The following is a 25,526-nucleotide window of genomic DNA, read 5'->3' as shown; positions in this document are numbered from 1 at the left end:
GGCGCAGCGCGGTTCACGGCTTGTGCGCCTGGGCTTCCGGCTCCGGCCAGTCGCGGATGTAGGCCTTCAGCATCCGGTTCTCGAAGCTCTGCGCCTCGACGACCGTCTTCGCGACGTCGTAGAACGAGATCACGCCCATCAGCACCTTCTTGTCGAGCACCGGCATGTAGCGCGCATGGCGCTCGAGCATCATCCGGCGCACTTCGTTGACGTCGGTTTCCGGCGTGCAGGTGAGCGGCTCGTCCATCACCTTGCGCACCTGCACGTCGCCGATCGCGCCGCCGTTCTCGTGCAGGCGCAGGATCACTTCGCGGAACGTCAGCATCCCGACCAGATCGCCGTACTCCATCACGACGAGCGAACCGATATCGTGTTCGGCCATCGTATCGACCGCTTCGCGCAGCGGCTTATCGGGCGTCACCGTAAACAGCGTGTTGCCCTTCACTTTGAGAATATCGCTGACGCGCATCGTAGTCCCCTCATGCTTGAATGCAAAACCGCTTTCGATCCTATCGGAAAGCCTGTCAAAAGGAAAGCTCGCGCCGGTGCGGCGTCCCGGCCCGGCTTGCGGACGCCGGCCGGCCGCCGCACAATGACCGCATCGACAGCGGCCCCGAGGAGACGGCCATGGCGCATACGCATTCGGAGCAATTCGCCAGCTTTGCCGATTTCTATCCTTACTACCTGAACGAACACCAGAACCCGACGTCGCGGCGGCTGCACTTCATCGGCTCGCTCGGCGTGATCGGCTGCGTCGCGATGGCGATCGCGACCGGCCACTGGCTGTGGCTGCCGGCGGCGATCGTGTGCGGCTACGGGTTCGCGTGGGTCGGACACTTCTTCTTCGAGAAGAACCGCCCCGCCACGTTCCGGCACCCGGTCTACAGCCTGATGGGCGACTGGGTGATGTTCAAGGACATCTGCACCGGCAAGATTCCGCTGTAACGCCCGCCGGCGGCGGGCTTATGCGGTGCGCGGCGGGCCCGCGTGCGGGTCCGGCGCGCCGTCCGGCACCGCCCCCGGCATCGCCGCAGGATGTGCGCCGGCCAGCCGGTGCGCGGCGATCAGCGACGCGAGCGACACGTCGAAGCGGTCGTTCGACAGCACCGCGAGCAGCGCCGCGCCGTCGACATGGCTGCGCCGCCGCTGCAGCTGGTAGGTCAGCTCGGTGCGGTCGATCACCAGCACGTCGAACAGCTGCGCGAGGGTCAGCCGCTCCGGGTTCGCAAGCAGGATGTAGCGCGCGGCGCCTTCGCCGCCATCCAGCCGCGCGACCCATTCCCGCTCCTCCATCAACGTCAGCAGCCGCTGCGCGGTTTCCATGTCGCAGCGCAGCATCGTCGCGAGCCGCAGCGCCGAATAGCCGGGCTTGCCGGCCGCGCGCGCTTCGGCGAGCCGCGCGAGCATGTCGAGCGCGTCGAGCAGGTCGCTGCCCGGATAGTGGACGCGGTGGAACTGGCCGATGCGGATCGCCGGCAGCGCCGACGTCACCATCGCGCCGAGCAGCGCGATGAACCAGCTCAGGTACATCCACAGCAGGAACACCGGCAGCGCGGCGAACGCGCCGTAGACGGCCGTATAGGTCGGGATGCGCCGCACGTAGTAGCCGAAGCCGCGCTTCGCCAGCTCGAACGCGACGGCCGCGAACAGCCCGCCGATCACCGCGTCGCGCCACGCGACCGTGCAGTTCGGCAGATACACGTACAGCAGCGTGAACGCGAGCACCGTCAGCGGCAGCGAGGCCAGCGTGAGCAGCCACTCGACGATCGATGTCGACGGCGCCGCGCCGGTGAACGCCAGCGATTGCGTAAACAGGTACGACGACAGCGACAGGCTCACGCCGAACAGCAGCGGGCCGAGCGTGATCAGCGCCCAGTACGCGAGCACGCGCTGCGCGAACGGGCGCGGCTTGCGCACGCGCCAGATCAGGTTGAACGCGGACTCGATCGTCATCATCGTCATCACCGACGTGACGACCAGCACGATCAGGCCGGCCGTGGTCAGCCCCTTGGCCTTCGCCGCGAACTGGTTCAGGTACTTGAAGATCTGGATGTTGAACTGCGCGGGCATCAGGTGATCCGCGAGGAATCCCTGCAGCGAGATCTGGAACGACGCGAACATCGGGAACGCGGTAAACAGCGCGAACGCGACCGTGACGAGCGGCACCAGCGCCAGCATCGTCGTGAACGTGAGGCTGCCCGCCACCTGCGGGATGCGATCCTCGGCGCTGCGCCGGGCCGCGAACTGCGCGAGACGCTTCAGGGTGTCGAGATCGACGCTCAACTTCGGCATAAAGGGGGTTTCGTCCTATTTCATGGCGGCATAGAAAGCGTTTGAAAACAACGCACTTCTGCCGTGTCACTGTATGCATGAACAGTATAAACTTCATGCTGAAGCAGTGATTTCTTCCCGTTCTCTCCCCACAAATTACACGCCACTCTACGCATGGCATCCGTCACTAAGCACAAGAGCCAGTGGCGCGCGCAGATATACGTGCGCGGCACTCGCGAGTCTAAGATATTCCGCACGAAGCGCGAAGCCGAGGCATGGGCAGCTACGCGCGAGACCACACTGCGCGAGCAGGAAACGCTGACGCCCGCGCAACGCCACACCGTCCGCGAGCTGTTCGAGAAATACTCGACCGACGTCTCGGAAGGAAAGCGCGGCGCCATCGAGGAAACCGCGCGGATCAGGGCATTCATCAGGGAATTCCCGGATATCGCTGATCTTACCTTGGACAGGGTGGACTCTGCTGTCCTGGGGAAATGGCGCGACGATCGCCTGAGGGGCGGCTATATCCGGTCGGACGGTGAAGAAGCCCTTCCGGTGACGCGCTCTACCGTTCAGCGGGACATCGCCTGGATGAACGCTGCTTTCGGGATCGCGCGCAAGGAATGGAAGTGGCTCGAGCACAACCCGTTCGACGGCATGCGGCAGCCGGGCCAGAACCCGCCGCGCGATCGGCGCATTGCCCCGCTGGAGGTGTGGCGCATCTGCCGGCGCCTAGGCTATGTGAGTGGCCGGCCGCCGGAGACGCGGAGTCAGGAAGTCGCCCTGATCTTCCTGATCGCGCTGCGCACAGCGATGCGCGCAGGCGAAATCCTGAGCCTCGGTCGGAGCAAGCTCAACATGGAGAAGCGCGTCGCCACCGTCGAGCACAAGATGCAGTACAAGACGGGGAAGCCCCGGCAGGTTCCCCTCTCGAGGCAGGCTGTCCGGCTACTGCGTGTCGTGGCCGACCGCGAACGCTGCTTCAGCGTAACTTCGCACACCCTGGACATGCTGTTTCGGAAGGCGCGGGACTCACTGCTGATTGGGGACCTGCACTTCCATGACTCGCGGGCCGAGGCGCTGACCCGTTTCGCGAAACGAGTCGACGTGATGACCCTCGCGAAGATCAGTGGACATCAGGATCTACGCATCCTCCAGCGCGTCTACTACCGGGAAACCGCCGAGGACATCGCGGCGCGGCTCTGATCGACCGTCAGCGCGTCATAGTCGCGCTCGCACTGCTGGCCGGCGATTCGGGCCTGGTCAGCGTACTCTGCCAGTTCGCCCGCGCGCTGGTCAGCCCGGCCGAGCACGTCGGCAAGCAGATCGAGGGCGTCGCCGGCTGCCGGGCTTCCGGCGGCAGCGGCGGGATTGCGGGCGGCTGCGACGAGCTGGTCGACGCGCTGCTGCAGGCTGCCAGCGGCAGCGCGAGCAGCGAAAGCATCAGCCAGCGCCGCGGTGCGTTGTTGTTTCGCATCGTTTGCGATCTCCGTTTGAGCCGCGGTGCGGCGTTGTTCCTCGGCGCGGGCCGCCGCCACCGCGGCGAGCTGCGCTTTCTGCGCGGCCGCAGTCGTCGTACGCACGCCGTCGGCATGCCCCTTGAAGTAGCAGCCTCCAGCCGTAATCGCGAGCGCCACGATGAAGGTGAGCCAGACGCGCGGGTCGAGGATCGTCATGCCGTCACCTCGCCACCGGCAGCCTGATACGCAGCGAGCAACCGCTCGATGTCGTTCTCGTGCTGGCCGTAGCCGGCGCCCGGCAGGCTGGCCCACACGTTCGACACCTTCGCGACCGCCTCGCGGAAGCGGCCGGCGTCGATCAGCGGCAGTGCGCCATGCTCGCGCAGCTGCTGCAGCGCGTACCGATCCTGCGACACCGGCCCGAAGTCAGGCAGCTTCATCTGTGCCTGGTAGATGCGCCACCAGCGATACAGGATCTGGTAGCGGCCGGCCGCGGTCGACGGAACCGGGATCTGCCGATTGAGGACGTTCGGATGCGCTGCGTAGCTGGAGAACAGCAGCGGCTGCGCCGGCGTTGAGCCGACCAGTACGTTGTAGCCGTCGTCCGACTTCGCGAGCAGTGCTGGGCCGATCTCGCTCGAGGCGATCATGTCGAGGAAGGCGACGCGGTTCTTGCCGCCAGCCGTCGTTACGTCAATGCGCGCCATGCTTGTGCTCCTTCTTCCACCAGTAGATGTGTCGCCCCATCACCCATAGGCACACGATCGCAACACCGACCATCATCAAGGTCTCGGGCATATCGATAGCCGCGACCATGCGGCCAGCCTTCAGGACGTTTCCCATCGCCGCTACTCCGATTACCGAGAACCCCAGCGTGCCCCACCAGCCGGTCGCAATCGCGTCGGTGACGGTGATCCAGACGCAGAACAGCAGCGCGACGACATTTGCGATTACGAAGATCGAGACCATGACCATCATTGCCCCCCGAGGAAGCGACGTTTAAGGGCCCCGATGAAATCTGCGTTGTTGATTTCTTTGAACAGCTCTTTGGTAATCGCCAGCCCGAACAGACCGACTAGAAAGCCGATTGCCTGCTGGGCACCGTTATCTGAGATCGCGAACCACGTGACGATCAGCGGCCCGACGAAGTACGAGAAAGCGGCGCCAGCGACGAACGAAACGGCCTTCTGGCGCCCCGACAGGCCATCACCAATGAAACGCAACGCGATCAGCGATCCAACCGCTCCAGGAACGATCTTCGCGAGTAATGCGACAGCCGCTGTGGCGACGCTAGTTGTTGGTTCGGCCATCACCCCCCCCTCTGTTTGAATTTGGGATTCCCCATCCGTCTTTCTTTCATCATGAGCCGGTTGTGATGGCCGTCACGATCACGTTGATCGATGAAACGGTAATCGGAGAAGTGGTCACATTCGCAAAGCGAATCGTCACCGTATTTGCGCCCGAAACCCATCCCGTCAAAGTGAGGCCAGCAGGAAGCGCACTGTTATACGGATTCACCATCACGTTTGTCGTGCCGACCACCGAATTCCCCATCGTGACCGTCATATCGACGGTTGAATTCGCGGGAATCGAGCCTGGATTCAGACTGTTGAAATGGCTGTAATTGACCTGCTTGATCGTGTTGCTGCCGGCGCCAATACGTGTCTCGCCGTCGGCCAGCACCTGAAAAACATCGGAACCAATGCCACCGATGCCCTTGACGCTCGCGACGATATTGGTAGATGCCGCCCCGGTTGCCGGGGTAAGAGCCAGGTGCTGCGAAGGCAGCCCGGATACCGAAATACCAGACGTTGGCGCAGCGGACGAACTGCCGTCGATCAAGACCCCAGTCACGAAATGCCGGATCCGAATCCCATTGTTCCAGTCAGACGTGCTGTTCGCGCGAGTGATGTCCACGCCGGTTTGCGGAAGGAATTCACCGAGGCCGCTAAGCAAAATACCGACGCCAGCCTGATTTTGATAATGGTTGTTGACGTCGACCTCGATGCCCTGACCGTTGTACGTTCCAGTCGACGCGTTCAGTGTCAGCTGCGTGTTGATCGACCACAGGTGCCCCGTGAAATTCGGGTTGCCGCTTGGTGAATATGCGCCTGCGAAGAACGCGACTCCATTGCCGACGAAGTTGGCTTGAGCCCGCGTTTCTGCGGAAAGCGTGAGCGCATCCAGTCCAGACGTGCCGTTGCTTGGCGCCGTATTGAAATAGCTCCCGACATACGTCGAGCCGCCGTGAGACGCGGCCTGCGGAAGGCTCCCGGGTCCAGAAAAGACGACACCCGGATCAACGATGATGCTGACCGGCGGAACTGGCTGCACAACATTGGCGCTCAGGTAATACGGGCTGCCGGTGTAGGGGAAGCGTAGCGTTCCTCCAGAGCACGCATTGAATGCGTTCTGGACATGCAGGTAGTCATCGTTTCCATCTCCGTTTGCCCCCCAGCTTTGCACGAGCGGCCACGCGCGCAGCGCCTGTTGCACCGATAGCGCTGTCGCGCCAGCGCCCGTTTGCAGGAAGCCGACCATCGAGGCACCCCCGGACGCGGAAAGCTGCCCGGACAAATCCGAGACAACCTGATCCCATACGATGGCTCCAAACGCATCTGCGACAACTTGGCGGTATGCCCCAGATCCCCAGATGGTCGCCTGCCCGCGCGAATCCAATCCGACAGGATTCGTGTTCGGCTGCGTCATAGCAGAATCCTGCCAAGTGTCTTTCTTGGTCGTGGTGCCGGGCGCATAGAACGTGACCGTTCCATAGGCGAGGGGCTTCCCGTTCTGGTCGATGAACTGGGTTTTCCCGTTCGGAAGGATGGAGGCCATTGCTTCCCCAAACAAAAAGGCCACCCAGAGGTGGCCTATAATCAAAAAACCCCGCACGGAGCGGGGTTCAGGAACTCAAATGGACGATCAAACTATTCGCGCTATCGTCGTAGCGGCTTCGTACGGCGTAATCGGGGCTACTTTCCCGATTGCGAAGAAACACCTATTTGCCCTGTGTGATCGCATTGACGAGCGCATTGCCCGTCGGCGCGGCGAATGGGACGACGAATTGGGAAAGCCCATTCCGTACTGGGACCGCGAACCCGGGGCGCGAAGTCAAGACGGCTTGCGCAAGGCGTTGCCCGGCGCCGGTGTAGGGAAGCGCACCAAGGCCGATACCTCCAAGCGTTCCAAGGGTTGATAGCGGGGCAGTCGCGAGCCCCGCTCCAATTGAGCCTGGCGCAAGGAGAGCCATCAGACCGCGGCCAGCGGTTCCAGAATCGGGATACTTCGAGCCAAGCACTGACTGAGCGGCTGTCGAGAAATCCTGCATCAATGCATTGCCTGTAGCAGTTGCACCCTTCCCCGCAGACCGATCCCCTGCCTTGACTGCATTCTGCAGCTGAGCAGCGGTGAAAATTCCCTCGTTGTTCATGGCGCCTTGAGACGCGGCTGCAACGCGCATGCGTGCAAATCGCGCATATGCCGCATTTGCGTTTGCCAATCCTTCTACTGCATCCGCAGGATTGGTTCGAGCGAGAGAGTTCTCGACCGCAGCGCGAATTTCTCCGATCGCCGTTCCGAGCTGCCGGTTATCGAATGAAGGATCGCCGGCATATCCTCTTGCCAAGTCGCCAAGCTCCTCCTGTACCCCCTTAAGCGTTTGGCCGTCCATGTTCCCCTGCGGACCGACTTTTCCGAAAATCTGGGTGCGAAGAGTGTTCATGAACGTCTGGCGTTGCGCCGCAGGAAGCTGCTGCGCCATTCCAGTCAGTCTCAAGATATCTGCCTGGAACCCCGGATCTGTAGCCTGAAAAGACATGCGGCCCAGCGAATCATCGTAGGCTTGTCGAATTGCGTTCCGAACAGCTCCTACGGCTTCCTGTCCCGCCGGCCCTTCATAGGTTGCACCGATGGGGGCCAACACTTCGTTGTAGGTTGCTCGATTGAAATCCTGAAGGGTGCGTTGCTGCGCGTTCTTGATCATGTCCCCGAGAAACGGAACGCTCGACAGCTTTGCCTCGGTACGAGCAAATCCGCCTCCGAGAATTTGTCCGGGCGTCAACGTCACACCCGAATCCAGCATTCGCTGCTGCGCCGCCCCGATAGTCGGTGAAATGGCTGCGCCGACGGCCTTGAGCAGCGGATTTGCGACGCCTCCCACGGCAGCGCCAGTAGCGGCCTGACCGAGTTTCTGCTGCAGAAAGTTGCCCGGCGCCGTTACCGGCTCGAGCAAGCTACTTGCGGCACCAGAAAGCGCGCCCGCACCGATGCCGCCGAGCAGTCCCGTTCCCGTCGGGAGCGTGGCCGCCAAGGGTGCCGCGCCGATCACGTTGCCCGCCATGCGCCCCCAGTCAATTCCGGGAGCCTGCCGCTGACCGGTCACGACGCTCGCAAGATTCTGCGGTTGCTGCGCGGCTCGATCGGAGTTGTATTGGACATTCTGGGCCCGAATCGTTTGGTCGATCTGCGGAACGGCAGCATTGATGTCCTTCGCAAACTGCGAATCCGGCGCAACCTTATTCGCCAGCCATGCACCGCCATGCACGAGCGACTGGACGCCGCCTTTGATCGCGTCCCCGATTCCCATCGTCACCGACCCAGGCGTTTGCCACGGCTGACCTGTCACGGTCGGCTGCAGTGCTGTGTTAGCGCCTGTCGCAGAAACTAACGGTTTGGTGGTCGCATCCGACGGTTGCGACGCTTCGCCCTTCGCTGCGATCACGCTGCTCGCCATTGCCATCAGCGGGTCAGCATCAGCCGATGCTGGCGCAGCAGATGCGACGGGAGCGCTGTTTGCCGGCTTCACCGTGCCGCCCATGACGCCATGCGCCATGTCGAGCAACGGGTCTCCTGTTGATGAGATCGGCGTCGGAGTTGCCGGTGCGGCAGCCGCCGCTGTCTGCGGGGCGTTGAGGCGCTGGCCGGTTGGCGAAATCACCGGTGCGCCGCTGATCTGCGCGGGCGTCAATTCGCTGGCATTCGCGGCCCCTGAAAGTGCCGAGGCGATTGTGTCGCCGAACTTGCGAACCATGTCGACAGCGCTTGCGAGTTTCCCGACATATTTCGGATCCTCGGCATAACCTCCTGCCTTCAGCGCGCCTGCATAGGCCGTCGCATCCGAACCCTTCCCTACCGCATTGCGATAGTTGCTCGAGATCAGATTCACGAAGTCGTTGCCGAAGTCCAGCGGCGACGCATATGCGCGGTACTGATCGACGGAGCCCGTCTGGTTGTCCTTCGCGGCGACACCGGTCCCCTTGATGTTCCCGAGGTTGTTCGTGCCGGGAATGACAGACTTGCCCCACCCCGTTTCGAGACCCCACTGACCCAGCAGCACGTCGGGCGCGACGCCAATGCGTTGACTGACGGCCGCGGCGACCGGGCCGTACTGATGGATGAATCCCTGAACGTCTGCCATCAGAATGCCCCGAGCGCCTTCATGGCCTGATAGTCCTTCATCCACGATTGCAGCTTGCCCTGCGCCTTCAGCTTCTGCATCGCCGCCTGTTGCGCAGCCGGATCACCGAGCGAGCGGATATAGGACACGTCCGGATTGAATGACTGATTCCACTTCGTCTCGAACTGCGGAAGTTGGCTCGTGTTGTTGCCGTTCTGCGCGAGGAAGTTCGTCGTCGCTTGCTGGCGATCGAGCAGTGCTTGCTGGAGGCCCTTCGCGTGCGCGATCGACTCCTGCAGCGCCGGCAGGTTCATGTTGTTCGGGTCCGGCTGCCCAGCCTTCGCTGCAGCCACCCGCGCATCGCTGCCGGACAGGCCGAGCGACTGCGCCGCCTGGTCGGCCGCGCTGTTCAGGTAGCTGGTCAGCAGTTGATAATCCTTCACCGAGTCGCCGGTCGGCTTCTGGCCCGGCAGCGCGCCGAGGATCGTCTGAATGACGCCACCAGCCTGCGCGATCGGCGCGGAGCCCTTGCCGGCCGTGATCGCGCCTTGGAGCGCCTGATTCGCGAGGTCGTAGGTCTGCATCATCGGCTTTGCCTGCGATGCCGCTGTCTGCAGCGTGTTGTAGCGCGTCGCCGCTCCGCTCGCGACATCGGATGCACCCAGCGGCGTACCAGTTGCATAGCCGCCGCCTTGGGCCTGTGGAACTACCCCGCCGGCCATCTGCCCTTTCGTGTAGGTCGTCGGCTGGCCGTTCTGATTGATGGTCATCCCGGGCGCGAGCGCTTCACTAGGCGACAAGCCGTTCTGGACCGTATAGCCGACCGTCCCGACACCGCCGCCGGCCGCAAGCGGATTCTGGTTCACTGCGACCGTCGCGGGGCCGGTATTGACCTGCGCGTACTTCGGCATCATCGCGTTCAGCTGCGTCTCTCCGCTGAGGGCCGACATGTAGTGCTGCTGCAGCCACCCGCGAAGCGCCTGCGGGTCGGTAGGCATGGATTGCATCTCGGCTTGAAACACCTGCGGCGTGATCGCGCCGGCCTGCAGCTGCGTAACCCCAAAATTCATCACGTCTTGCGGAGAAAGGTCGGGCTTCGTCAATAGGCTGCCGAGTCCCTGCCGCAATCCGCTTTGCGCCTTGATCGACTGCTCGAGCTTGGCCGTGTCGATGTTGATCTGCTGCTGTTGCTGCGTGTTGATACCCTGCGCGATCTGGCTCATGTTGTAAGCCGCGCGCGGATCCTGGCTGATGATCCCCATCAGCTTGTTGTTGTCGACCTTTCCGGTATTCGGATCGGTCGCCTGCTGATAGGCGGCTGATACAGCGCGATTTGCATCAAGCTGCTGCTGCAATGCTTGACCGTTCGCATTCATGTATCGGAATTGCGCAACCTGCAACGCCTGCTGCAACGGATTGAACTCGGGCGTCTTCGCTTGGAGCGGAATCGAGGTATCGAGCGGCATCATCACACCTGGAAATAGATGGGGTTGCCGGCGGCAGTAGTGCCATACGTCGGATTCGCGGCCGTCGCGCTCGCGAGTGCATTGTTGTTCAGCAGCCCATAGGTCATGCCCGCACTTCCAAGGCTGCTGAGGCCGTTCGCGAGCGCGTTAGCTGAGCCAACGGTGCCCGCTGCGCTCGCGTTCGCTGCACTGGTTAGCGTGTTGCCGATATTGCCGACGGCCGTTGCGCCAAGCGAACCATTCGTTGCCGCCGCGTTCTGGCCGCTACCGACCAGGCCCGTCAGGCGGTTCACATTGTTTGCAGCCGAGTTGTAGTTCGTCTGGAACGTGCTCTGCGCTTTTCCGAGATTCGTGGTGTAAGTGTTCAGCGCGCGATTGAAGACATCGTTGTACGTCGAATCCGCTAGGCCGGTTGCATAGGTTGACGCGCCTTTCAATGCAGCACCGGACGTCCCGAGGCCACGCGCGGCCGCGCTGTTCTGGACTGACTTGAGCCCTTGATCAAGGGTGAACTGATATCCAGGCGTTGCGGCGGCCTCTGCAGCAGTAGGGGCTTGAAAATCCGCATAGCTGAACTTCTGCTGCAGCGGGTTGTTCGGGTCAGTCGACCCGAATGTGTACGTGCCGTCACTGTTCTTCGTGACGTTGTACCCCATCGCCGACAACAACGGATTGATCGCAGACGTCCCCAAGTCCATGTAGGGCTTGAGGTTCTTCTGCGTCTGCTGCCACTGCTGATTCTGGAGCGCCGCGGCATTGTTGGCGGCATCGGCCTGAGTCTGGGCGGCATCGCCAGCCGCGCCCGCGCTAATTGCGGAACCGGCCAGTCCCGCAACAGCTCCGCCCGCAATTGCTGCAGCTACGCACATGTCTCACCTCGCGGAAGGTCTTTGAGTTTCAACTCCATCACCACGTCATCGGCGATGTAGCCTCGTCGCTGAAGAATCTCGAAAAGCTTGCCGGTCATCGTGACCGGCCATCCGATGATGCTGACACCGCGTTCACGCAGCACGTCCTCGATCTTCGACATGAAGCGCGGCATCGAGTGGCGGTAATCCGGCTGCACGTAAAACGTATCGACGTTCCCGCACAACTCCGTCTTCAGATGCAGGCTCTTGTACAGGATCAGCAGCGCGTACCCGTGCAAGGTGGCGCTCTCATCGCGCAACGTCATGGCGATCAGCGAGTGGTGGTCGGCGAGATATAGGTACTGGTCGATGTCGGGATCGATTTGAAGACCGCGCTGCCCGTGATAGGCGCACGTGTCTTTCTTGATCTCCGAACACTCATCCCAGCTTTGCTGACCAAGCGGGACGATCTCGTCCGCGAGTTCGCGCGTAAAATTTTCGATGGCAATCTTCACGGCGTCACCTCCGTGCCCGTAATGGTCAGCGTGACTCCAGCGCCATCCGCATAGAGAGCTGTCGGATTGACGACCTTCGCGTTGATCACCTCGGGAACCATCACTGATTTCCCGGCCGCGACCTGCAGCTGATGAAGGCGTGTCGTGTCGTTCGCGGTACCGCCGCTCGGAACGAGGTAGAAATTGACTGTCACGGCCGCAGCCGTCGGGTTCCAGAGGTTGACCGTATGAGCCGCGCCCTGAATGGCGGTGCCTGGTGCATACGTCGCAGCGGCAGTACCCGTCAGGACGCCCTGATAGAGGGTCTTGAAATTCACGCTCATACTTGGGCCTCGATGAGTTTGCGAAGATCGTCGGTATCGCGGCGCGGTACGGCGACCGGATCGGGAATGGCGGTGAGTGCGCGCGCCGGCACGGGAACGGGCTCCGGAATCACCTGCGCTGGCTTCGTCGGTACCGGCACAACCGCTTGCACCATCGATTCGAGCGCCACGACGCGTAGCAAGAGCGCCCCTAGGAGAGCGCCGGGAACGACACTGTTCTCAAGCAAAAACAGGTCAGCAATTTGCTTCCCTTGCGCCTCTACCTGTTGTTGCAGCGTGACGATGTCGATCGGCTGCCCTTGACCTCCGGTGCGCGCGAGTATTGCGAGCAGATAGTTGAACCATTCTGGCGTCAGGCGCCCGTCCGGACCGATAATCGGCGAGCCAGGATTCGGCATGTTTGCCGTTGTGTTCACGCTCATGTCCGCGCCCTCGAGACATCCACCCACGCACCGTTGAGCGCGGTACGGATCGGCTCGGACCACGATAGTTCGAACACACGATCGCGCGCATAGCCGAGCCGCTGGAACTGGATCGACGTCCGGAATTCACCGCGGCGCCCCATCGTGGCCGTCACCGGATTCCCCCACGTGGCGCCGCGGTCGTCACTCCAACGCAGGCTGACCAGAGGATCCGTGGCGTCGTCCGGCATCCCGGCACCCACCTCCATGTCGGCGATAAACTGGCGGAACATCACGCGATTGCCGTCAGCGCCGAGAATGTGCGGAAAGGACCGAATCCGCTCGATCGGCGCGCCGTTGTCGGTGTAGGCGTCCTGATCCAGCTCGTAGACGACGCCCGTCTGCCAGTCCCCGACGAGGTTGCGTCCGCCGTTGAACGAATGACAGTTCATCCGGTGCCGACTCAGCGAACCGTCGGCCTCGAGGTACGCGCGCTGATGCCACTGACCGGTCGTGACGTCAAAGCACCACGTCGCGTTTGCGGTCGGGAACGTGAGCACGTAAAAGGCATGCCCGTTCTGCAGGTATGAGAAGCCAATTGCGTCGTCGATGCGAGCGTACCCCGCAATCGCAGCCTCGAGGGCATGCGTCGAGATACGTTCGGCCTGGTAGTTCCGCCCCCCGAATACAACGCCATGCCCCTGCAGGTCCTGACCGAGCCAGAACAGCGCAAGATCGATCTTTGCAACCGAGTGCTTCGCTGCACACCCGTGCTCGATGAAGACGCCCGGCATCCGCCCGAACGTGAAGTCCGACGCCCCGGTGTTGAACCAGACCTCCGTCGTCAACGCCCCGAACAGCCAGATTTCGCGATGCATGACAGCCAGCGTCACGAGGTTGTCCGAGTATGTCGACTTCGACGCGATGTCGAGCGGATCGAAGGTCACGTCGAGGTACTTCGAAATGTAGAACTGCGGGCTGTTCGGCTTGTTGAAGACGAAATAGCCATCGACGAAATCGACCTTGTCGGCCCCGTAGAATGCCGGGTCGGTACAAGCCGCCATGAGGTTGCCTGCCAGATTTACCGTAAAGCCGAATGTGGTCCCATCGACGATGAAGATCGAAATTCCGTTGTCCACCATCGAAACAGGCCCGCTGCTCGTCGTCAGTAGGCCGAGCGATTGATAGCTGCTGTCTGCGTTCACAAGGTAGACGTTTCGGCCGACCACCTCATAGCGTTGGCCGTTCGAGGCCGTATAGATGGCGCGAGATTCTGCTGGCACGGGCGGCGTCGAAACGAGCGTAAGCCCCGGCGTCGGATAATACGTGAACGGCGCCGGCGCATCCTGTGGGTTCTGCTCGCCGTACAGGTTCACGCAGCGCTGCGCTTCCGCGATCAGGCTTTTCGCGGCGTACGCGCCGAGGGTCAGAGGTACGCGCATCAGTACGGCCTATCGCTGTAGATGTTGTACCGCTGCTTCGTCGCGAGCCCGCGCGGCATGCTCATTGCCTGGATCTGCACGTTCATGCGCTTGATGACGCGTTTCGCGTTCATGGCGAGGCGCACCAGCGCCGGCTGCGGATCGAGCTGGTACGACGGCGCGAGATATGGGCCGAGGCAATAGCGAATCGCAGCCATGTATTCCGGCGGCAGGTTGATCTCGTCGCCCGGTGTCGTGAATTGCGGAAGCGCCTCGAGCGTCACGATGTGCAACTCGAAACTCGCGTTCGGGATCGGGTACATGAACAGCGTGCCGAGGGGCCACGCCGCGTCGTAAAACGCATAATTCGGGAACGACACAAGCGCTTTCAGCGCGATACGCGCGTAATCCTCGCGCGCCGGAATGATCGTCACCGGATAGTCGATCGGCGTCGCTGTGCCCGGGTTCAGGCGCGCATATGCTGCGTTGATCTGGTATGGCCACGATGGCGTGTTGAAATTGCCGCCGGGGCCAACCGTGTACGACTGCGCGCCGGTCGATTGGAGCGCAGTGTCAACGAGGTGATAGACGCTCAGACGCTCGCCCTGCCACTGGCCGAGCATCATGTTGAGCGTATTCAGCCCATCCTCGGTATCGTCGGGCGAGATCGACTGTCCGATACCCAGCGCGCCAATATCCTTCAGCGCAAGGGTGAGCAGATCGACGGCCGTAGTCACGCCGCCTCCAGCGCCGCGCGGATTTTGTCGTTCGACCAGCGCTTGTCGATCTTGACGCCCTTCTCGTCAGCGATCTGGATCAACGCTGCGCGCTCGTCATCGGTATCGACGGCCGGCGCAAGCGCGGCTTCTTCCTCTGCGCTGTTGACGAGGACGCCACCGACCCATTTCGGGTATTCGATGAAGTCCGGGGCTTGCTCGCGCGGCACAAGCTCGACACGCTCCGGCTTTTTCCAGCCATCGCCGAGCGCTTCGAATGCAGCCTGCGACTCGACGATCTGCTGCTCGCCTTTCGGGCCAGTGACCCACATCGGGAATTCTTGGAACACATCGCCTCCGGAAACAAAAACCCCCGCCGAAGCGGGGGTCGATTGCTGAAGCAGAGCGCCCATCAGCGGACGATCCGGCAGGCCAGTTCGTTGTACACGGGCGCCCAGCCGTACAGCACGTCGATACGGCACGGGACGGTGTCGGTGCCAATCGCGTACTGACGTGCGATCCGCATCGAGATGCCCTTGTGCACGCGGCGCGCGCCCCAGGCGCCGTACTTGCTGACGTCCTCAAGGTCGGCCGTTGCCAGCGTGAACGCGTCACGGTGATACGCGAGGCTCGCCGTGTACTGCGTGGACGCGGCAATGTCCCACGTGACCGCGGCGGCATTCGCCGGGCCGGCGGTGACGGTCTGGTACTGCTGGTTCGACGTGGCCGTGTTGATCGCCGGGAAGATCGTCAGCGTCGCGTTGCCCGAGCCGTCGGCGGTCGCATCGGCAAGCACCGTGAACTGGCGCAGCACGCCGGTCGACTGGCGGTTCTGCGGGTTCACGCCGAACACGCCGGCGATCGTGAACGTGTCGCCCTTCTTCACCGTCGCCGCAGCACCGAGACCGGTGACGAGCAGCGTCGAGCCGGTTTGGCCAGCGCCCGAGACGGTGCCGTTCGTGCGCGTACCGGTCGTGAACGTGTTCACGTTCTGGTCCATGCCGATGTCGAAGCCGAGGCCCGACGGCGAGAAGATGCCGCTTTCGTACTGCTCGCCGATCTTGTTCGACGGATTGAACAGGCCGGCTGCCGACTTGACCATCGAACCGTTCGTCGCCGGGTCCCAGACCACGGTGCGGCGGCCGTCACGCGGGGCAGCCTCGTTGTCGAGCTTCACGCCCGCGTCGAGCAGCACCTTGATGTCGTTCGGTATCGTGCCGACCGTGCCGACGTTGTTCGCGACCGTGGTTGCCAGACCGAGCCCGTCGAAGTCGATCTTGTTGGCGATCGTTGCCATCGCCGGCTTGAGATAGCGGTCGGCGAACTCGTCGACGATGAGGGTCAGTTCTTGCGAACTGAACGTGAAGTCGACGTGGAACTGCGTCGTCAGCGTGATCGGCACCGACGTTTCGTTCACGTTCTCGATGTTCAGCGCCGGGCCGGTCGTACCGACGAAGCGATTCGGCTTGCGAGCGTTGACGGTCGCGCCGATCTTCGCGCCGCTGATCGCGAACTCGTCCGAGTAGTCGCGATTCGAGCGGGCCGTGAAGGTCAGCATGTTCTCGAGAATCATCAGCGATTCGTCGAGGATCTTGACGGGTGTAAGGAGAGTGTTTGCCATTTAAAGCCTCATGAGCGGTTGCGTTTGCGCCATGCGACGTAATCCGCCGTCGAGGCAAATTCCTCCGGTTCAACCGGAGCGGACTTGCCGCCAACAGGCGAGATCGGCGCGGGCGCCTTCGATACGGGAGCGGGTTTCGCCTGAGCGACCGTCGTCTCGAGACGGGCCAGTTCAAGCGCCATGCGAAGCGGAGGGAGAGACAGCAGCCGTTCGGCCTCTTCGGGGTTCTGGCCGAGGTGATGAAGCACCTTGTGGCCGGCATCCATCGAAGTGACCGCCTCCAGGAATTCGGGCGATGCGCCGCCGAGCATCTGGAACGTGCGCAGCGATGCGTCCCAATCCGGGAACTCGGTCTTGCCGGCGTCGAAAACCTTGTTGCAGGCCGCGTCGAACTTCTCCTGCGCAACGAGCCGGGCCGCCTCTGCGCGGATCTGATCCGCAGTCATCGGCTGTGCCGTGGTGGTCGTCGCGTCGGGTTGAAGCTCGCGCAGACGTGCCTCGAGGGCTTCGCGCTGCCGTTTTTCCTCGTGCTTCTCCCGCGTCAGCTGGTCGATGCGCCGTTGCACCCAGTCGTTCTTGGGCTTTTCCTGCTGCGGCGGCTCGGTCGCGTTCGCGGGTTGCTCGGTGCCCGGGGCCGTGCTCGTTTCAGCGGGCTCATGCGCCGGTTCCGGGGTTTCCGTCGTCGGCGGTACGGTGACTTCCGTCGGTACTGCTTGGTCTTCGGTTTGCATGGACGTATCCAAGGATTTGCGCCCGGTGATGCCGCGCCGGTACGGAAAGCAAAAAGGGCCGCTCCTTTCGGATGCGGGCCTTCGGGAAATCTGATCGGTCGGGGTTAGCGCTGGCCGCCGATGATGTATTGCTCGGCCGTCGGCGTGATCGGGCTGGCGGTCGTGTTCACGAACTGGATCGCGAGCGTGTTCGGCGCCGAGACGCGCACGTTCCCGATCGACAGACCGACCTGGTGCGACGGCTTGTTGACGTCGATCGAGTCGCCGACTTGCAGACCCGGCACCGTGAATGTCTGCTCGGCGCTGGTATTCGCGGCGACCTGCGCCGGCGTCAGCGTCTGCGTGATTCGGTAGACGCCCTGAATCGGGGTCGTGGACCCGAGGTCCTGGAGAATGCCGGGGTAGCTCATGTCACTGTCCTTGAGGTGCGGGCGTAAAAAAACCCGCACTCGGCGGGTTCTGGGGTGGCTGCTGCGTCGGGTCTGGCATCGGAGGTGATCCGTCCTCCGGCGCGCCGGTCTGCATCATCTGCATGACGACCTGCGTTGCGACGTGCGCGACGAGCTGCGGATCGAGCGGCTGACCGAGGGCCTGCAAGCGCTTCGTCTCGGCTTCATACGACTTGATATTCGTTTCCTGAGCATCCTTGCCCTGGCGCGCGTTCTGGAGCGCAGACGACAGGTGCTCGATCATCTGGCCCATCTGCTGCATCTTCTGCTGCATGTCCTGCTCTTGCGGACTCGGGCCTTCGCCGAGGATCTGAGGCGGGATCGTACGATGCAGGCGCTCTGCGACCTCGTCGGCCATCGGGAAGTCCGCAGCCTTGAACAGCAGGTCGCCGGCCACCTTCATCAGCTCCTGATCCTGCGACATGATCTGCGTCAGGGCGTTGAACGCCTCCTGCCGCCGCGTCTCGTAGTTCGGGCCGACTTCAACCGTCACGTCGTAGCGACCGATGCCCGGATTGAAGATCAACTGCACCTTGTCCGCGATCGTCGGATGCGGCGCCTCCTGCAGCGGCTGCTGCTGGTCCGGATCGACCGTCGCGAACGTTTCGGTGCCGTCCTCGCCGACGATACGTACGACGCGTTTCGTGTCGTAGATCTTCGGGATCAGGTCGATCAACACACGTCCGGTATAGCGGATCGCCCGCGCGACGTTGTCGATGAAGTGATACGTCGCGCGATCACCCTGCCGCTGACGCGCCTGAATGGCAACGCCGGCCTGCGCATTTGAAGGCTGCCCGAACTGCTCCTGATACTGGCCTGAGGCCATCATCAGCTCCTGCTGCGCGTTCTGCATGCCCGTCAGGTACGCATTAGCACCTACCGGAGGCTGCTCGCGTATCGGACGCTCGATCACCCCGCCATCTTCGCGGAGCGAGTTGTACGGCAGATACGGCAGGTTGTCCTTGTTCGCGTTCGCCCACTCGCTTTCATATCCCTCGAAAGCCTCGGCCGGCCCGATAAACGGCGTCTTGGTCTGCAGCGCGATGTACTCGACGTTCGCCGACGACATGTAGTTGTACATGCGCTGCGCGTCTTTCAGGTTCCGCGTGTGGCCCTTGCGCTCGACCTTGCCGTTGATGACGATTTCCTCGCCCACCACGCGCACGATCGGGATATAGCGGCCGGCCCACGGCCTCTGATCGATGATCTTGTCGCCGGCGATCAAGTACCACGTGATTTCCGGCTCGGTGATCTCACGCGTCTGGATTGACTTATCGGCTTCGATCGCCTTGCGCTCATCCGCGTCCTCGATCTCCGACAGGCGAACCGGGCCGCGCGTCGGGTGATTCACCAGCTTGTCGACCTTGGCCGTCTTGCGGAAGTACTCGCAGACGCGGATCTTGTCCTTGCTGATCCAGCCGTCGCTCTGCGTGTCATCGCCGAATACGACGCTTTGTGCCTCTTCGCCCGGGTACTTCGCCTTGAATTCAGCCTTCGACATCTCCTCGAACACGAACGCGAACTTCGCGTCCGAGCCATCAGCCGATTCGATGTCGCAGTCGAGGTAGATCGTCAGCGGATCCTTGACGCGGCGCAGGAAAATCTCCTGGTCGAACGAGCCGTCGTGCGCGTATTCGCAGACGATGCGCCAGTAGCCAAGGCCGCCCTGCACCGCGAACTCGGTCGCCGTGTCATAGACGATCTCAGCATGCGAGTTGTATTCGATGTGCCGCACGATCCCGTCCAGGATCTTCGCGATCTCGATGTCAGCGTCGCCGTCGACCGGCAGCGTCTTGACACTCGGCTTGTTCTGCTTCGCGTCGTTGATGATCTGCAGATTATGCTGACGCACCTTATTGATCGTCAGACACGGCCGCGCATCACCCTCGCGCGTCGTCCGGATCTGGTCGGGCCACTGCCAGCCGTTGTCGGCGTCCCCGTTAGAGAAACGCAGGTCTTCGACGAAGCGCTGACGAAACTCGGACTCGAACTCCTCGCAGCGCTCGAACCGCTCCTTCGCCTCGGCGACGATCTTCGATTCCGGCGACTCGGTCGCCTCTTTCGGTTTGCGGGCCATCAGCTCATCCAAGCGCCGCCACCGCCAATATGGCGCGGCCGCGGAGGTTTCGGTTCGGTCTTCTTCTTTCGCTCTGCCACGATGCCAGGGAACAGCTCGGTGAGCGCCCAGATCGCGGCGTCAGCGCGGTTCGGCGAGCGCGGGCCGGTATAACCAATGGTCGAGAACGCAGCCAGCTCGTCTTCCAGTTCCCGGAAATAGCCCACGTGACGAACTTTGCCCTGCTCGTAAAGCGACGAGAACGGCTCGGCACGCACGACCTTGCCGCGCGATGCTGTGACCTGCTTGTACGGTGTGCGCGTCCGCGCGGTTTGGATGACGTGCTTGACCATTGCCCCGCCGAAGTTGATCTCGCCGACCACGACATCTGCCTCGTGCCGCTCGTAGGCGTCGGTCGCGACCTTGCCCCACGTAGCTGGACCGGCCTTCACCGTGCAGTCTTCGATGAGGTATCCGTTTCCGTCGGTACCGAGGCCGGCCACGACGATGCCGATCGCGTCGTTATCCGCATCGGCCTCATCATCCGACCCGGACGGGTCGACCGCGACCACAACGCGCACCATGTCCGGCACTTCCCCGTCGATGACGCGCCAGCGCTCAATGTGCTCGTCCGGAAACAGCGCATTCGGGTTCGCGTCGGCGAATTCACCATCAAGGAATCTCTTGCGCATGCGCGCAGACATGCCCTGCAACGTGTCGAGATAGCCGGCGCTCAAGTTCTCTACATTGCTTTCCGGATTGATCTGGAAGTGCGCGTAATCGGCCGGATTCGCGATCGGGCGGCCACTGTCCGGATCGAGCTTCTGAACGAACAGCTTGTACGTCCAGTGCGCCTTGTTCGGCGGATTGCAGTCGTAGTAGAACCGCGTGCGCAGAGGCCGCGACTCGCGACCCTGGATCACCGTCTCGGCGAGCTGCGCGAGACGCGTGACGGCGAGTTCTCGCGAGCCGAACGGGATCTGCGAGCACTCATTGAGGTAGATCGTCGCGTATTCCTGCCCGAGGATCTTCTCGGTGCGTTCCTTGTCGTCGAGGCCGGCGAACCAAATCTGCGATCCGTTCGGCAGCTTCGCATACCAATCCGTCTTATCAAGCTGGTACTCAACGCCCGGGAACGCGATGCGCATCACCTTGGGGAAGGTGTCGGCGACGATCGACGACTTCACGTGGTTGAAGCGGAAGCGCGCGATTAGGTGTCGGCTGTTCGGCGCCTTCAGCGCGCGGAAGATGACGTTGCGCACGAGCAGGAACGTCTTGCCGCTGCGCGAACCCCCGAAGAGCATAATGTGCATCGCATCGCCGGCGAGCACGTGCTGCGCCGCTTCCTGCCGCGCCGTGAGTTTCATAACCGCTCGTCGAGGTCGGTTGCAGCGACAACGATCGGGCCACCACCCTTGCCGGCGTGCTCGTGGTCGACCTTGTCGCGCCACTTGCCAGGCTGCCGGTTCTTCAGCCAGAAAATCTGCGCAGTGACGTTCCCGGCGATCGCATTCGAATACAACGCGCCGACCACCTGCGCGTCTGCCACTTCCTTCGCCTGCTCAAGCGCCTCGGCAAACTCCGGATGCTGCTGCTTCCACGTGCGAATCGTACGATCCGTCGTGCCAAAGAAGCGCGCGAGATCGACGTCGGTTGCGCCGAGCAGGCAGTAGTTCCGCGCGAGCTCGACAAATTCGGGCTTGAACTTGCTCGGCGCGGCCATCACCGCACCTCGGCCAGAAAGCGCCGGGGAACCGCCCCCCGCTCACCTGTATCTACTAGTTCCACCTCAAACACATCGTGCTTGTGGCTGTCGGATTTGATGTCGTACCACCGCTCAGCAATAACTCGCACACGCTTGCCGTCGAACTTGCTCGTCGGACAGCAGATCACGTGCGTGGCTTCAGTGCGCATGGCGTTACAGAAGCTTCGCCAGGTGATCGCGCGCGGCCGTAACCTCGTGCGCGAACAGGTGAATGCCGGCAGCGATCTTGCGTTCCAGATCGGCGAGCATGGAGTCGAGCAGCAGGAGGTGTGAAGGGGCGTCGATGCCGCCGCCGACTGCCGGCGCGTCAACCAAGGGCGCTGCGGAGTTCGTCTGCGCATTGACTGCCGCAGGGAGCAAAGAATCGCTCAGTGGCGGCGTTGCCGCAGTTCCAGCATCGGACTCCCCCGCCGCGGCCCCGCCAGCCTCCTGCGTCAGCGGGTTGTCACTCGGCGGCAAAGGTTCGCCCGTCACTGCCGGCTCCGTGCTGCTTGGTGCTGCGTTGATGTCGTTCATGACTCGCTCCGTTCGTTGATGAGATTGCTGCCGCCCGTCGCCAGCACGAGTTCCGGAATCCGGCGGAGACCACTGGCTTCCAATACGTCAGCAGCTGCCGCGGTTCGCGCACTCACGGCTTGCGGAAGAATCACTTCTTGGCCTTGTGCTTCGCCGTGCGCTCGCCGCGCTTCGGTCCGTCGCCAAGTATCTTGTCGGCCTTGGCGTCGATCTTCGACTTCTCGCTGGAGGACATGCGGCCGGCGTTGACAGCCTGCGACGCGCGCGCCTTGGCGTTCGCGGCATGAGCCTTGTCGTTGACCGGATACGACCGATCCGGGCCCGCAAACGCCTTCGCAGGCAGCTTATCGCGCTTCTTCGTGCTCATCGTCGCCATGGCCAGCTCCAAAGCAAAAAGCCCGCTGGCGGCTGCCAAGCGGGCTTTCGGAAGGAATTCGGTTTTCTACGGGCGTGACTTCTCCCCACGGCGCGGATTATAGGCTGCTGCTATCGGGTTTACAAGGGGGATTCACGCAGCCTCCAGCAAGTCACGCGCCTCTAGCAGAGGCCGCAGCAGCTCCTTCGCCCGGGCATATTCATCGGCCAGTGGCGTCTGCAGTCTGATCGACGACCACGACCGCGCGCCACTGAATCGGTTGCGCATCTCAGTCTGGAGGGCAATCCGCGCGCGCAGGTCGAGGCGCGACACGCATGCGTCAACGGCCTCGCAGACGGCCTTGCGTGCCCGCGCGTCGGCCGCATCGGCCAGGTCCGCCGACTCGCGCCAGCCGGCCCGATATTCTCGGCATGCCGGATCGGCGCCCCCGTATCCGAGCTTCGGCCGATACGAGTCCTGCCAGTCGTACCAGTCCTCGAGCAGGTCGTCGATTTCGTCGTTGCGATTCATGCCGGCTCCGATCACGAAACGATAAATCCGACCGCGGCGAGCAACAATGAGCCCCCGAGCCAAGCACAGCCAGCAATGCAGCCACCGAAAAATGCCCCGATCCAAGGTCCCATGCAAACGTCCTCTCGCCCTTTCAGTACCCCCATTACGATTCCGATCACGACCATGACCAACAGTGCAGCGATTCCGATTTTCATGCCAAGCAGTTCGCTGGGCGTCGTGGTCGGGTGCAGGTACAGAACGCACTCCGCGTATGACTGCGAGCGCGAAACGTCGGCAGTAGCTTGGTTGTATGACGCAAGGTCGGCGATACAGCGTGCCGTATGCGCCTCCGCTTCTGCGCGCGCGGCATTAGCGGCTGCGATACTCGATTGCGTCGACGCCACGAGGGCGATGCTGGTGGCTGGCATGTACGGCTCCGGTTGTGTGTCAAAACGCCCGTATCGCAGGAGTCAGCGGCCGAGTGCGCATCGGCGTAGCGTGGTGCTCAGGATGCCGATCGCTGCGCATCGAATTTAGCGCTACGCACGGCGATGACGATGATGTGGCCGATCACCATCAGAGCGGGCAACCAGACGCGGTCGAAATAGACCGCGAGCACAAAAGCGATGGCAACCGTCGTCAGCATCGAAACCGCACTCCGAAACCTGATTGGGTTCTTGTCGATCGGCTTCTTGTCTAACGGAGAGCAAACCAGCGCGAACCAGGTCAGTCCGGTCACGAACCAGAGATAGCCGATGGCGACGCTAAGCGCGGCACCCGATTGGAAGGCTACCGCTGCCCACAGCAGGGCTGCGATAAACGCGTTGATGATGAGACTCATGCTGCTCTCCGTTGGTGCTGCTGGTTGTCGCGCCAGTCGAGGAACGGCCGACGCAGGAAGTGGTTGAATCGGTCGGCCGCGTGCTGATCGGTCGCGAGATCGCGGCGCGACTCGACCTTGCATACGGCGCGGATGAACTGCGCGGCCTCGTCGACCGTGACGGGATCGCCGTTGACGAAGCCACCTACCCACTCGCGGAACAGCGGGTCGCGGGTCAGGTTGCAGGCCAGCTGGCAGGCGCTGAGCTTCGGCTGGTTGTCGAGGTGGGCGAGGTTCATCGGGCCTCCCAGAGCGACTTCTGGCCGCGCAGGTGCGCAGCGGTGTCGACGCGCGGCCGCGCCGGCGTGTTCCAGTTGCCGCCGCCGCGCGCGCCGACCATGCGGCAGCCGGCGCCGCGGAGGCTTGCGCCGCCCTCGGCCGGCAGCGTATAGGTGATGAGCCGCGCGTACCCGAGTGCGCGGGCCGCGCGCCACGCGGCGCCGTAGAGCGCCGAGCAGGCATTGCGCGTGCCGTCGGTGCAGCAGCGCGTTACCTCGAGCGTCCAGCCGTCGTCGTTGCCGCGCGCGACCGGGCGGCCGACGATTGCGACACCGCAGATGCCGGTGCAATCGTCCCGGCCCATCAGCATGCCGTCGGCGACCGCGATGCTGAACTTGTGGCCGACGACAGGCGCGTGGTGCCGGTGATGCTCGGCGACGAATGCGTTCGCCTCTTCGAGCGAGATCGGAACGATTACCAGGCTCACGTCAGGTTCCTCTGCGCCCAGCGCGCGATCAGGATCGCGTCAGCGCGGCCGTCGTGCTTCTGCAGTGGGCAGAACGACTGGCCATATAGCTCGCGCGCAATGCGCAGGCTCTGGCGCTTCGTGTCCTCGGCAGCCGTGCGCTTGATGCCGAAAAAGCCCTGCCACTTCTGCGGCGAGACGAGTTCGACGGGATGGCCGCACAACTCGCACACGGTAGCAATCACGGCCTTCGTCGCTTCGAGCGACGCCATCGTCTGCACCGAGCCGCCCGCGAACGTGTTCAGCGCCTCCATAACGACGATCGCGCGCTCATCGGCCGGAACGAGTTCGCGCAGCCAGCGCTGCAGCGCGCTCGGGTCGATCTCGTTGCGCACCTTGCCCGCGCCCTGCTTCGCGCGGATCGGCATGTCGACGACACGCAGCCGACCAGTGTGGTCGAGCGCGGCCAACGCGCCGGAAATGCCCGGGTCGATTCCGAGGGTGATCATTTGCGCCTCCAGATGACACGTTTGCCATAGCGAGCAAGCAGGTAAATCGGAAGGAAAACCGGCCAACTGATTCCGCAAGCAAACGCCAACGCAGCATCCTCGACGGTAATCTCGCCGTCGCACCAGAATGCCGCGAGAAACACGAGCGCCCCGAAGGCCCACCAAGCGGCGAGGGTCAGCATGCGCCCTCCCTTTTATTGGCCGGAAGAATGCCCAGCGCAACAAGAGGATCTGCGCCATTCCGAATGCGCAGGTAGACGGAAGAACGTCCAAGCCCGAGTTCATCGCACCAATGACCGACCGCCTTCGTAACCCCTTGATGCTCAACCATGATGACGCTCTTGCGATTGAGCGATTGCTCCATCGGCGTTGCCCAGCGGCAATTACCGGGCTCATAGTTGCCGAGACTGTCGGGAAAGCGGTCAAGCGTTGTTCCGGCCACGCGAATTCCCATATCTTCGAGAAAAGCCTCAAACCGAAGCCATCGCTCGCAAACGGTTATCCCCCGCGCGCCATATATTGCAAATTTCTTGTTCTTCGGATTCAGGCAGCGCTGCTTCATGCAGTCCCACGACCTATAGGTCGGCGTCCCAATCATTCCGTGTTCCATTTGTCGGCTCATTTGGT

Annotated in this window: 34 protein-coding genes; 2 read left to right on the top strand and 32 right to left on the bottom strand. The window is 62.8% G+C overall.

Features of this window, described 5'->3' with window-relative positions:
- Positions 1–13: 13 nt before the first annotated feature.
- Positions 14–469 carry a CBS domain-containing protein gene (locus WS57_RS25835; RefSeq protein WP_009694382.1) on the bottom strand — a complete coding sequence of 152 codons (456 nt, stop codon included), beginning with the start codon at positions 467–469 and terminating at the stop codon, positions 14–16.
- Positions 470–627: 158 nt separating this feature from the next.
- Here WS57_RS25835 and WS57_RS25830 point away from each other — a divergent pair, with 158 nt between their 5' ends.
- Complete coding sequence (locus WS57_RS25830; RefSeq protein ID WP_040127232.1) at positions 628–945, top strand: Mpo1-like protein; 318 nt, start codon at positions 628–630, stop codon at positions 943–945.
- 18 nt (positions 946–963) lie between these two features.
- Here WS57_RS25830 and WS57_RS25825 read toward each other — a convergent pair whose 3' ends face one another.
- Positions 964–2,292, bottom strand: a complete 1,329-nt coding sequence (locus WS57_RS25825) for a YihY family inner membrane protein (protein ID WP_059479251.1) — start codon at positions 2,290–2,292, stop codon at positions 964–966.
- Between the two features lie 153 nt (positions 2,293–2,445).
- Between WS57_RS25825 and WS57_RS25820 the strand changes: the two genes are divergently transcribed.
- The gene (locus WS57_RS25820) at positions 2,446–3,477 is read left to right on the top strand and encodes a tyrosine-type recombinase/integrase (protein WP_069245046.1); all 1,032 of its coding nucleotides are present in this window, start codon (positions 2,446–2,448) and stop codon (positions 3,475–3,477) included.
- On the opposite strand, the gene WS57_RS25815 is transcribed toward WS57_RS25820, so the two are convergent.
- The 30 genes from WS57_RS25815 to WS57_RS37285 form a co-directional block, all read right to left on the bottom strand.
- Entirely contained in the window at positions 3,438–3,947 is a 510-nt protein-coding gene (locus tag WS57_RS25815) for a DUF2514 family protein (RefSeq protein ID WP_069245045.1), read from the bottom strand. The genes WS57_RS25820 and WS57_RS25815 overlap by 40 nt on opposite strands.
- On the bottom strand, positions 3,944–4,438 hold the full coding sequence (locus tag WS57_RS25810) for a glycoside hydrolase family protein (protein ID WP_069245044.1): 495 nt from the start codon (positions 4,436–4,438) through the stop codon (positions 3,944–3,946). Before WS57_RS25810 ends, WS57_RS25815 begins: the two co-directional genes overlap by 4 nt.
- On the bottom strand, positions 4,425–4,700 hold the full coding sequence (locus WS57_RS25805; RefSeq protein WP_236871925.1) for a holin: 276 nt from the start codon (positions 4,698–4,700) through the stop codon (positions 4,425–4,427). The genes WS57_RS25810 and WS57_RS25805 overlap by 14 nt, the downstream gene beginning before the upstream one ends.
- Positions 4,701–4,705: 5 nt before the next feature.
- Entirely contained in the window at positions 4,706–5,041 is a 336-nt protein-coding gene (locus WS57_RS25800; protein WP_069245043.1) for a holin, read from the bottom strand.
- A 49-nt stretch (positions 5,042–5,090) separates the two neighbouring features.
- A complete protein-coding gene (locus WS57_RS25795; RefSeq protein ID WP_155774348.1) occupies positions 5,091–6,569 on the bottom strand; it encodes a hypothetical protein in 1,479 nt (492 codons plus the stop codon).
- A 163-nt stretch (positions 6,570–6,732) separates the two neighbouring features.
- A complete protein-coding gene (locus WS57_RS25790) occupies positions 6,733–9,150 on the bottom strand; it encodes a glucosaminidase domain-containing protein (protein WP_069245041.1) in 2,418 nt (805 codons plus the stop codon).
- Complete coding sequence (locus WS57_RS25785; RefSeq protein WP_155774347.1) at positions 9,150–10,595, bottom strand: hypothetical protein; 1,446 nt, start codon at positions 10,593–10,595, stop codon at positions 9,150–9,152. Before WS57_RS25785 ends, WS57_RS25790 begins: the two co-directional genes overlap by 1 nt.
- A gap of 2 nt (positions 10,596–10,597) precedes the next feature.
- A complete protein-coding gene (locus WS57_RS25780) occupies positions 10,598–11,464 on the bottom strand; it encodes a hypothetical protein (protein ID WP_069245039.1) in 867 nt (288 codons plus the stop codon).
- The gene (locus tag WS57_RS25775; RefSeq protein ID WP_069245038.1) at positions 11,455–11,958 is read right to left on the bottom strand and encodes a hypothetical protein; all 504 of its coding nucleotides are present in this window, start codon (positions 11,956–11,958) and stop codon (positions 11,455–11,457) included. Before WS57_RS25775 ends, WS57_RS25780 begins: the two co-directional genes overlap by 10 nt.
- Positions 11,955–12,281 carry a hypothetical protein gene (locus WS57_RS25770; RefSeq protein WP_069245037.1) on the bottom strand — a complete coding sequence of 109 codons (327 nt, stop codon included), beginning with the start codon at positions 12,279–12,281 and terminating at the stop codon, positions 11,955–11,957. The genes WS57_RS25775 and WS57_RS25770 overlap by 4 nt, the downstream gene beginning before the upstream one ends.
- Positions 12,278–12,703 carry a hypothetical protein gene (locus WS57_RS25765; protein ID WP_155774346.1) on the bottom strand — a complete coding sequence of 142 codons (426 nt, stop codon included), beginning with the start codon at positions 12,701–12,703 and terminating at the stop codon, positions 12,278–12,280. Before WS57_RS25765 ends, WS57_RS25770 begins: the two co-directional genes overlap by 4 nt.
- Entirely contained in the window at positions 12,700–14,124 is a 1,425-nt protein-coding gene (locus WS57_RS25760; RefSeq protein WP_081337671.1) for a packaged DNA stabilization protein, read from the bottom strand. Before WS57_RS25760 ends, WS57_RS25765 begins: the two co-directional genes overlap by 4 nt.
- Entirely contained in the window at positions 14,124–14,840 is a 717-nt protein-coding gene (locus tag WS57_RS25755; RefSeq protein WP_069245035.1) for a hypothetical protein, read from the bottom strand. The genes WS57_RS25760 and WS57_RS25755 overlap by 1 nt, the downstream gene beginning before the upstream one ends.
- Entirely contained in the window at positions 14,837–15,232 is a 396-nt protein-coding gene (locus WS57_RS25750) for a hypothetical protein (RefSeq protein WP_155774345.1), read from the bottom strand. The genes WS57_RS25755 and WS57_RS25750 overlap by 4 nt, the downstream gene beginning before the upstream one ends.
- Positions 15,232–16,440: a P22 phage major capsid protein family protein gene (locus WS57_RS25745; protein ID WP_081337670.1), complete on the bottom strand. Its 1,209-nt coding sequence runs from the start codon at positions 16,438–16,440 to the stop codon at positions 15,232–15,234. The genes WS57_RS25750 and WS57_RS25745 overlap by 1 nt, the downstream gene beginning before the upstream one ends.
- 8 nt (positions 16,441–16,448) lie before the next feature.
- A complete protein-coding gene (locus WS57_RS25740; RefSeq protein ID WP_069245032.1) occupies positions 16,449–17,171 on the bottom strand; it encodes a hypothetical protein in 723 nt (240 codons plus the stop codon).
- Positions 17,172–17,275: 104 nt separating this feature from the next.
- Positions 17,276–17,581 carry a hypothetical protein gene (locus tag WS57_RS25735; RefSeq protein WP_069245031.1) on the bottom strand — a complete coding sequence of 102 codons (306 nt, stop codon included), beginning with the start codon at positions 17,579–17,581 and terminating at the stop codon, positions 17,276–17,278.
- Position 17,582: 1 nt separating this feature from the next.
- Positions 17,583–19,709: a portal protein gene (locus WS57_RS25730; protein ID WP_155774344.1), complete on the bottom strand. Its 2,127-nt coding sequence runs from the start codon at positions 19,707–19,709 to the stop codon at positions 17,583–17,585.
- Positions 19,697–21,043, bottom strand: coding sequence for a phage terminase large subunit (locus tag WS57_RS25725; RefSeq protein WP_069245029.1), 1,347 nt, complete (start codon positions 21,041–21,043; stop codon positions 19,697–19,699). Before WS57_RS25725 ends, WS57_RS25730 begins: the two co-directional genes overlap by 13 nt.
- A complete protein-coding gene (locus WS57_RS25720) occupies positions 21,040–21,399 on the bottom strand; it encodes a hypothetical protein (RefSeq protein ID WP_069245028.1) in 360 nt (119 codons plus the stop codon). The genes WS57_RS25725 and WS57_RS25720 overlap by 4 nt, the downstream gene beginning before the upstream one ends.
- Before the next feature lie 195 nt (positions 21,400–21,594).
- Positions 21,595–21,957, bottom strand: coding sequence for a hypothetical protein (locus WS57_RS37290; protein WP_155774343.1), 363 nt, complete (start codon positions 21,955–21,957; stop codon positions 21,595–21,597).
- A 130-nt stretch (positions 21,958–22,087) separates the two neighbouring features.
- On the bottom strand, positions 22,088–22,372 hold the full coding sequence (locus WS57_RS25710; RefSeq protein WP_208610306.1) for a hypothetical protein: 285 nt from the start codon (positions 22,370–22,372) through the stop codon (positions 22,088–22,090).
- A gap of 93 nt (positions 22,373–22,465) precedes the next feature.
- The gene (locus tag WS57_RS25705) at positions 22,466–22,843 is read right to left on the bottom strand and encodes a hypothetical protein (RefSeq protein ID WP_069245025.1); all 378 of its coding nucleotides are present in this window, start codon (positions 22,841–22,843) and stop codon (positions 22,466–22,468) included.
- An 11-nt stretch (positions 22,844–22,854) separates the two neighbouring features.
- On the bottom strand, positions 22,855–23,253 hold the full coding sequence (locus WS57_RS25700; RefSeq protein ID WP_069245024.1) for a hypothetical protein: 399 nt from the start codon (positions 23,251–23,253) through the stop codon (positions 22,855–22,857).
- 77 nt (positions 23,254–23,330) lie between these two features.
- Positions 23,331–23,666 (bottom strand): hypothetical protein, encoded by a 336-nt coding sequence (locus WS57_RS25695; protein ID WP_069245023.1) that lies wholly within the window; start codon positions 23,664–23,666, stop codon positions 23,331–23,333.
- On the bottom strand, positions 23,663–23,944 hold the full coding sequence (locus WS57_RS25690; protein ID WP_069245022.1) for a hypothetical protein: 282 nt from the start codon (positions 23,942–23,944) through the stop codon (positions 23,663–23,665). The genes WS57_RS25695 and WS57_RS25690 overlap by 4 nt, the downstream gene beginning before the upstream one ends.
- The gene (locus tag WS57_RS25685) at positions 23,941–24,411 is read right to left on the bottom strand and encodes an XF1762 family protein (RefSeq protein WP_069245021.1); all 471 of its coding nucleotides are present in this window, start codon (positions 24,409–24,411) and stop codon (positions 23,941–23,943) included. The genes WS57_RS25690 and WS57_RS25685 overlap by 4 nt, the downstream gene beginning before the upstream one ends.
- A complete protein-coding gene (locus WS57_RS25680; protein ID WP_069245020.1) occupies positions 24,408–24,899 on the bottom strand; it encodes a hypothetical protein in 492 nt (163 codons plus the stop codon). Before WS57_RS25680 ends, WS57_RS25685 begins: the two co-directional genes overlap by 4 nt.
- The gene (locus WS57_RS25675) at positions 24,896–25,081 is read right to left on the bottom strand and encodes a hypothetical protein (RefSeq protein WP_069245019.1); all 186 of its coding nucleotides are present in this window, start codon (positions 25,079–25,081) and stop codon (positions 24,896–24,898) included. The genes WS57_RS25680 and WS57_RS25675 overlap by 4 nt, the downstream gene beginning before the upstream one ends.
- Positions 25,075–25,521 carry a hypothetical protein gene (locus tag WS57_RS37285; RefSeq protein ID WP_155774342.1) on the bottom strand — a complete coding sequence of 149 codons (447 nt, stop codon included), beginning with the start codon at positions 25,519–25,521 and terminating at the stop codon, positions 25,075–25,077. The genes WS57_RS25675 and WS57_RS37285 overlap by 7 nt, the downstream gene beginning before the upstream one ends.
- Between the last annotated feature and the right edge of the window lie 5 nt (positions 25,522–25,526).

The sequence above is a fragment of the Burkholderia pseudomultivorans genome, assembly GCF_001718415.1.
Lineage (GTDB): Bacteria > Pseudomonadota > Gammaproteobacteria > Burkholderiales > Burkholderiaceae > Burkholderia > Burkholderia pseudomultivorans_A.
The sequence above is the reverse complement of the archived record's forward strand: the minus strand, read 5'-3'. Positions and strand labels throughout refer to the sequence as shown.

Bases quoted from the DNA above. Each gene is read 5' to 3' on its own strand.
- WS57_RS25740 (WP_069245032.1), bottom strand. From the start codon at position 17,171: ATGCAAACCGAAGACCAAGCAGTACCGACGGAAGTCACCGTACCGCCG.
- WS57_RS25705 (WP_069245025.1), bottom strand. From the start codon at position 22,843: ATGAATCGCAACGACGAAATCGACGACCTGCTCGAGGACTGGTACGAC.
- WS57_RS25750 (WP_155774345.1), bottom strand. From the start codon at position 15,232: ATGGGCGCTCTGCTTCAGCAATCGACCCCCGCTTCGGCGGGGGTTTTT.
- WS57_RS25790 (WP_069245041.1), bottom strand. From the start codon at position 9,150: ATGGCAGACGTTCAGGGATTCATCCATCAGTACGGCCCGGTCGCCGCG.
- WS57_RS25800 (WP_069245043.1), bottom strand. From the start codon at position 5,041: ATGGCCGAACCAACAACTAGCGTCGCCACAGCGGCTGTCGCATTACTC.
- WS57_RS25680 (WP_069245020.1), bottom strand. From the start codon at position 24,899: ATGATCACCCTCGGAATCGACCCGGGCATTTCCGGCGCGTTGGCCGCG.
- WS57_RS25695 (WP_069245023.1), bottom strand. From the start codon at position 23,666: ATGAGTCTCATCATCAACGCGTTTATCGCAGCCCTGCTGTGGGCAGCG.
- WS57_RS25815 (WP_069245045.1), bottom strand. From the start codon at position 3,947: ATGACGATCCTCGACCCGCGCGTCTGGCTCACCTTCATCGTGGCGCTC.
- WS57_RS25835 (WP_009694382.1), bottom strand. From the start codon at position 469: ATGCGCGTCAGCGATATTCTCAAAGTGAAGGGCAACACGCTGTTTACG.
- WS57_RS25825 (WP_059479251.1), bottom strand. From the start codon at position 2,292: ATGCCGAAGTTGAGCGTCGATCTCGACACCCTGAAGCGTCTCGCGCAG.
- WS57_RS25810 (WP_069245044.1), bottom strand. From the start codon at position 4,438: ATGGCGCGCATTGACGTAACGACGGCTGGCGGCAAGAACCGCGTCGCC.
- WS57_RS25805 (WP_236871925.1), bottom strand. From the start codon at position 4,700: ATGGTCTCGATCTTCGTAATCGCAAATGTCGTCGCGCTGCTGTTCTGC.
- WS57_RS37285 (WP_155774342.1), bottom strand. From the start codon at position 25,521: ATGAGCCGACAAATGGAACACGGAATGATTGGGACGCCGACCTATAGG.
- WS57_RS25735 (WP_069245031.1), bottom strand. From the start codon at position 17,581: ATGAGCTACCCCGGCATTCTCCAGGACCTCGGGTCCACGACCCCGATT.
- WS57_RS37290 (WP_155774343.1), bottom strand. From the start codon at position 21,957: ATGAACGACATCAACGCAGCACCAAGCAGCACGGAGCCGGCAGTGACG.
- WS57_RS25745 (WP_081337670.1), bottom strand. From the start codon at position 16,440: ATGGCAAACACTCTCCTTACACCCGTCAAGATCCTCGACGAATCGCTG.
- WS57_RS25675 (WP_069245019.1), bottom strand. From the start codon at position 25,081: ATGCTGACCCTCGCCGCTTGGTGGGCCTTCGGGGCGCTCGTGTTTCTC.
- WS57_RS25780 (WP_069245039.1), bottom strand. From the start codon at position 11,464: ATGTGCGTAGCTGCAGCAATTGCGGGCGGAGCTGTTGCGGGACTGGCC.
- WS57_RS25690 (WP_069245022.1), bottom strand. From the start codon at position 23,944: ATGAACCTCGCCCACCTCGACAACCAGCCGAAGCTCAGCGCCTGCCAG.
- WS57_RS25785 (WP_155774347.1), bottom strand. From the start codon at position 10,595: ATGCCGCTCGATACCTCGATTCCGCTCCAAGCGAAGACGCCCGAGTTC.
- WS57_RS25720 (WP_069245028.1), bottom strand. From the start codon at position 21,399: ATGGCCGCGCCGAGCAAGTTCAAGCCCGAATTTGTCGAGCTCGCGCGG.
- WS57_RS25765 (WP_155774346.1), bottom strand. From the start codon at position 12,703: ATGAGCGTGAACACAACGGCAAACATGCCGAATCCTGGCTCGCCGATT.
- WS57_RS25760 (WP_081337671.1), bottom strand. From the start codon at position 14,124: ATGCGCGTACCTCTGACCCTCGGCGCGTACGCCGCGAAAAGCCTGATC.
- WS57_RS25725 (WP_069245029.1), bottom strand. From the start codon at position 21,043: ATGAAACTCACGGCGCGGCAGGAAGCGGCGCAGCACGTGCTCGCCGGC.
- WS57_RS25795 (WP_155774348.1), bottom strand. From the start codon at position 6,569: ATGGCCTCCATCCTTCCGAACGGGAAAACCCAGTTCATCGACCAGAAC.
- WS57_RS25820 (WP_069245046.1), top strand. From the start codon at position 2,446: ATGGCATCCGTCACTAAGCACAAGAGCCAGTGGCGCGCGCAGATATAC.
- WS57_RS25700 (WP_069245024.1), bottom strand. From the start codon at position 23,253: ATGCCAGCCACCAGCATCGCCCTCGTGGCGTCGACGCAATCGAGTATC.
- WS57_RS25830 (WP_040127232.1), top strand. From the start codon at position 628: ATGGCGCATACGCATTCGGAGCAATTCGCCAGCTTTGCCGATTTCTAT.
- WS57_RS25770 (WP_069245037.1), bottom strand. From the start codon at position 12,281: ATGAGCGTGAATTTCAAGACCCTCTATCAGGGCGTCCTGACGGGTACT.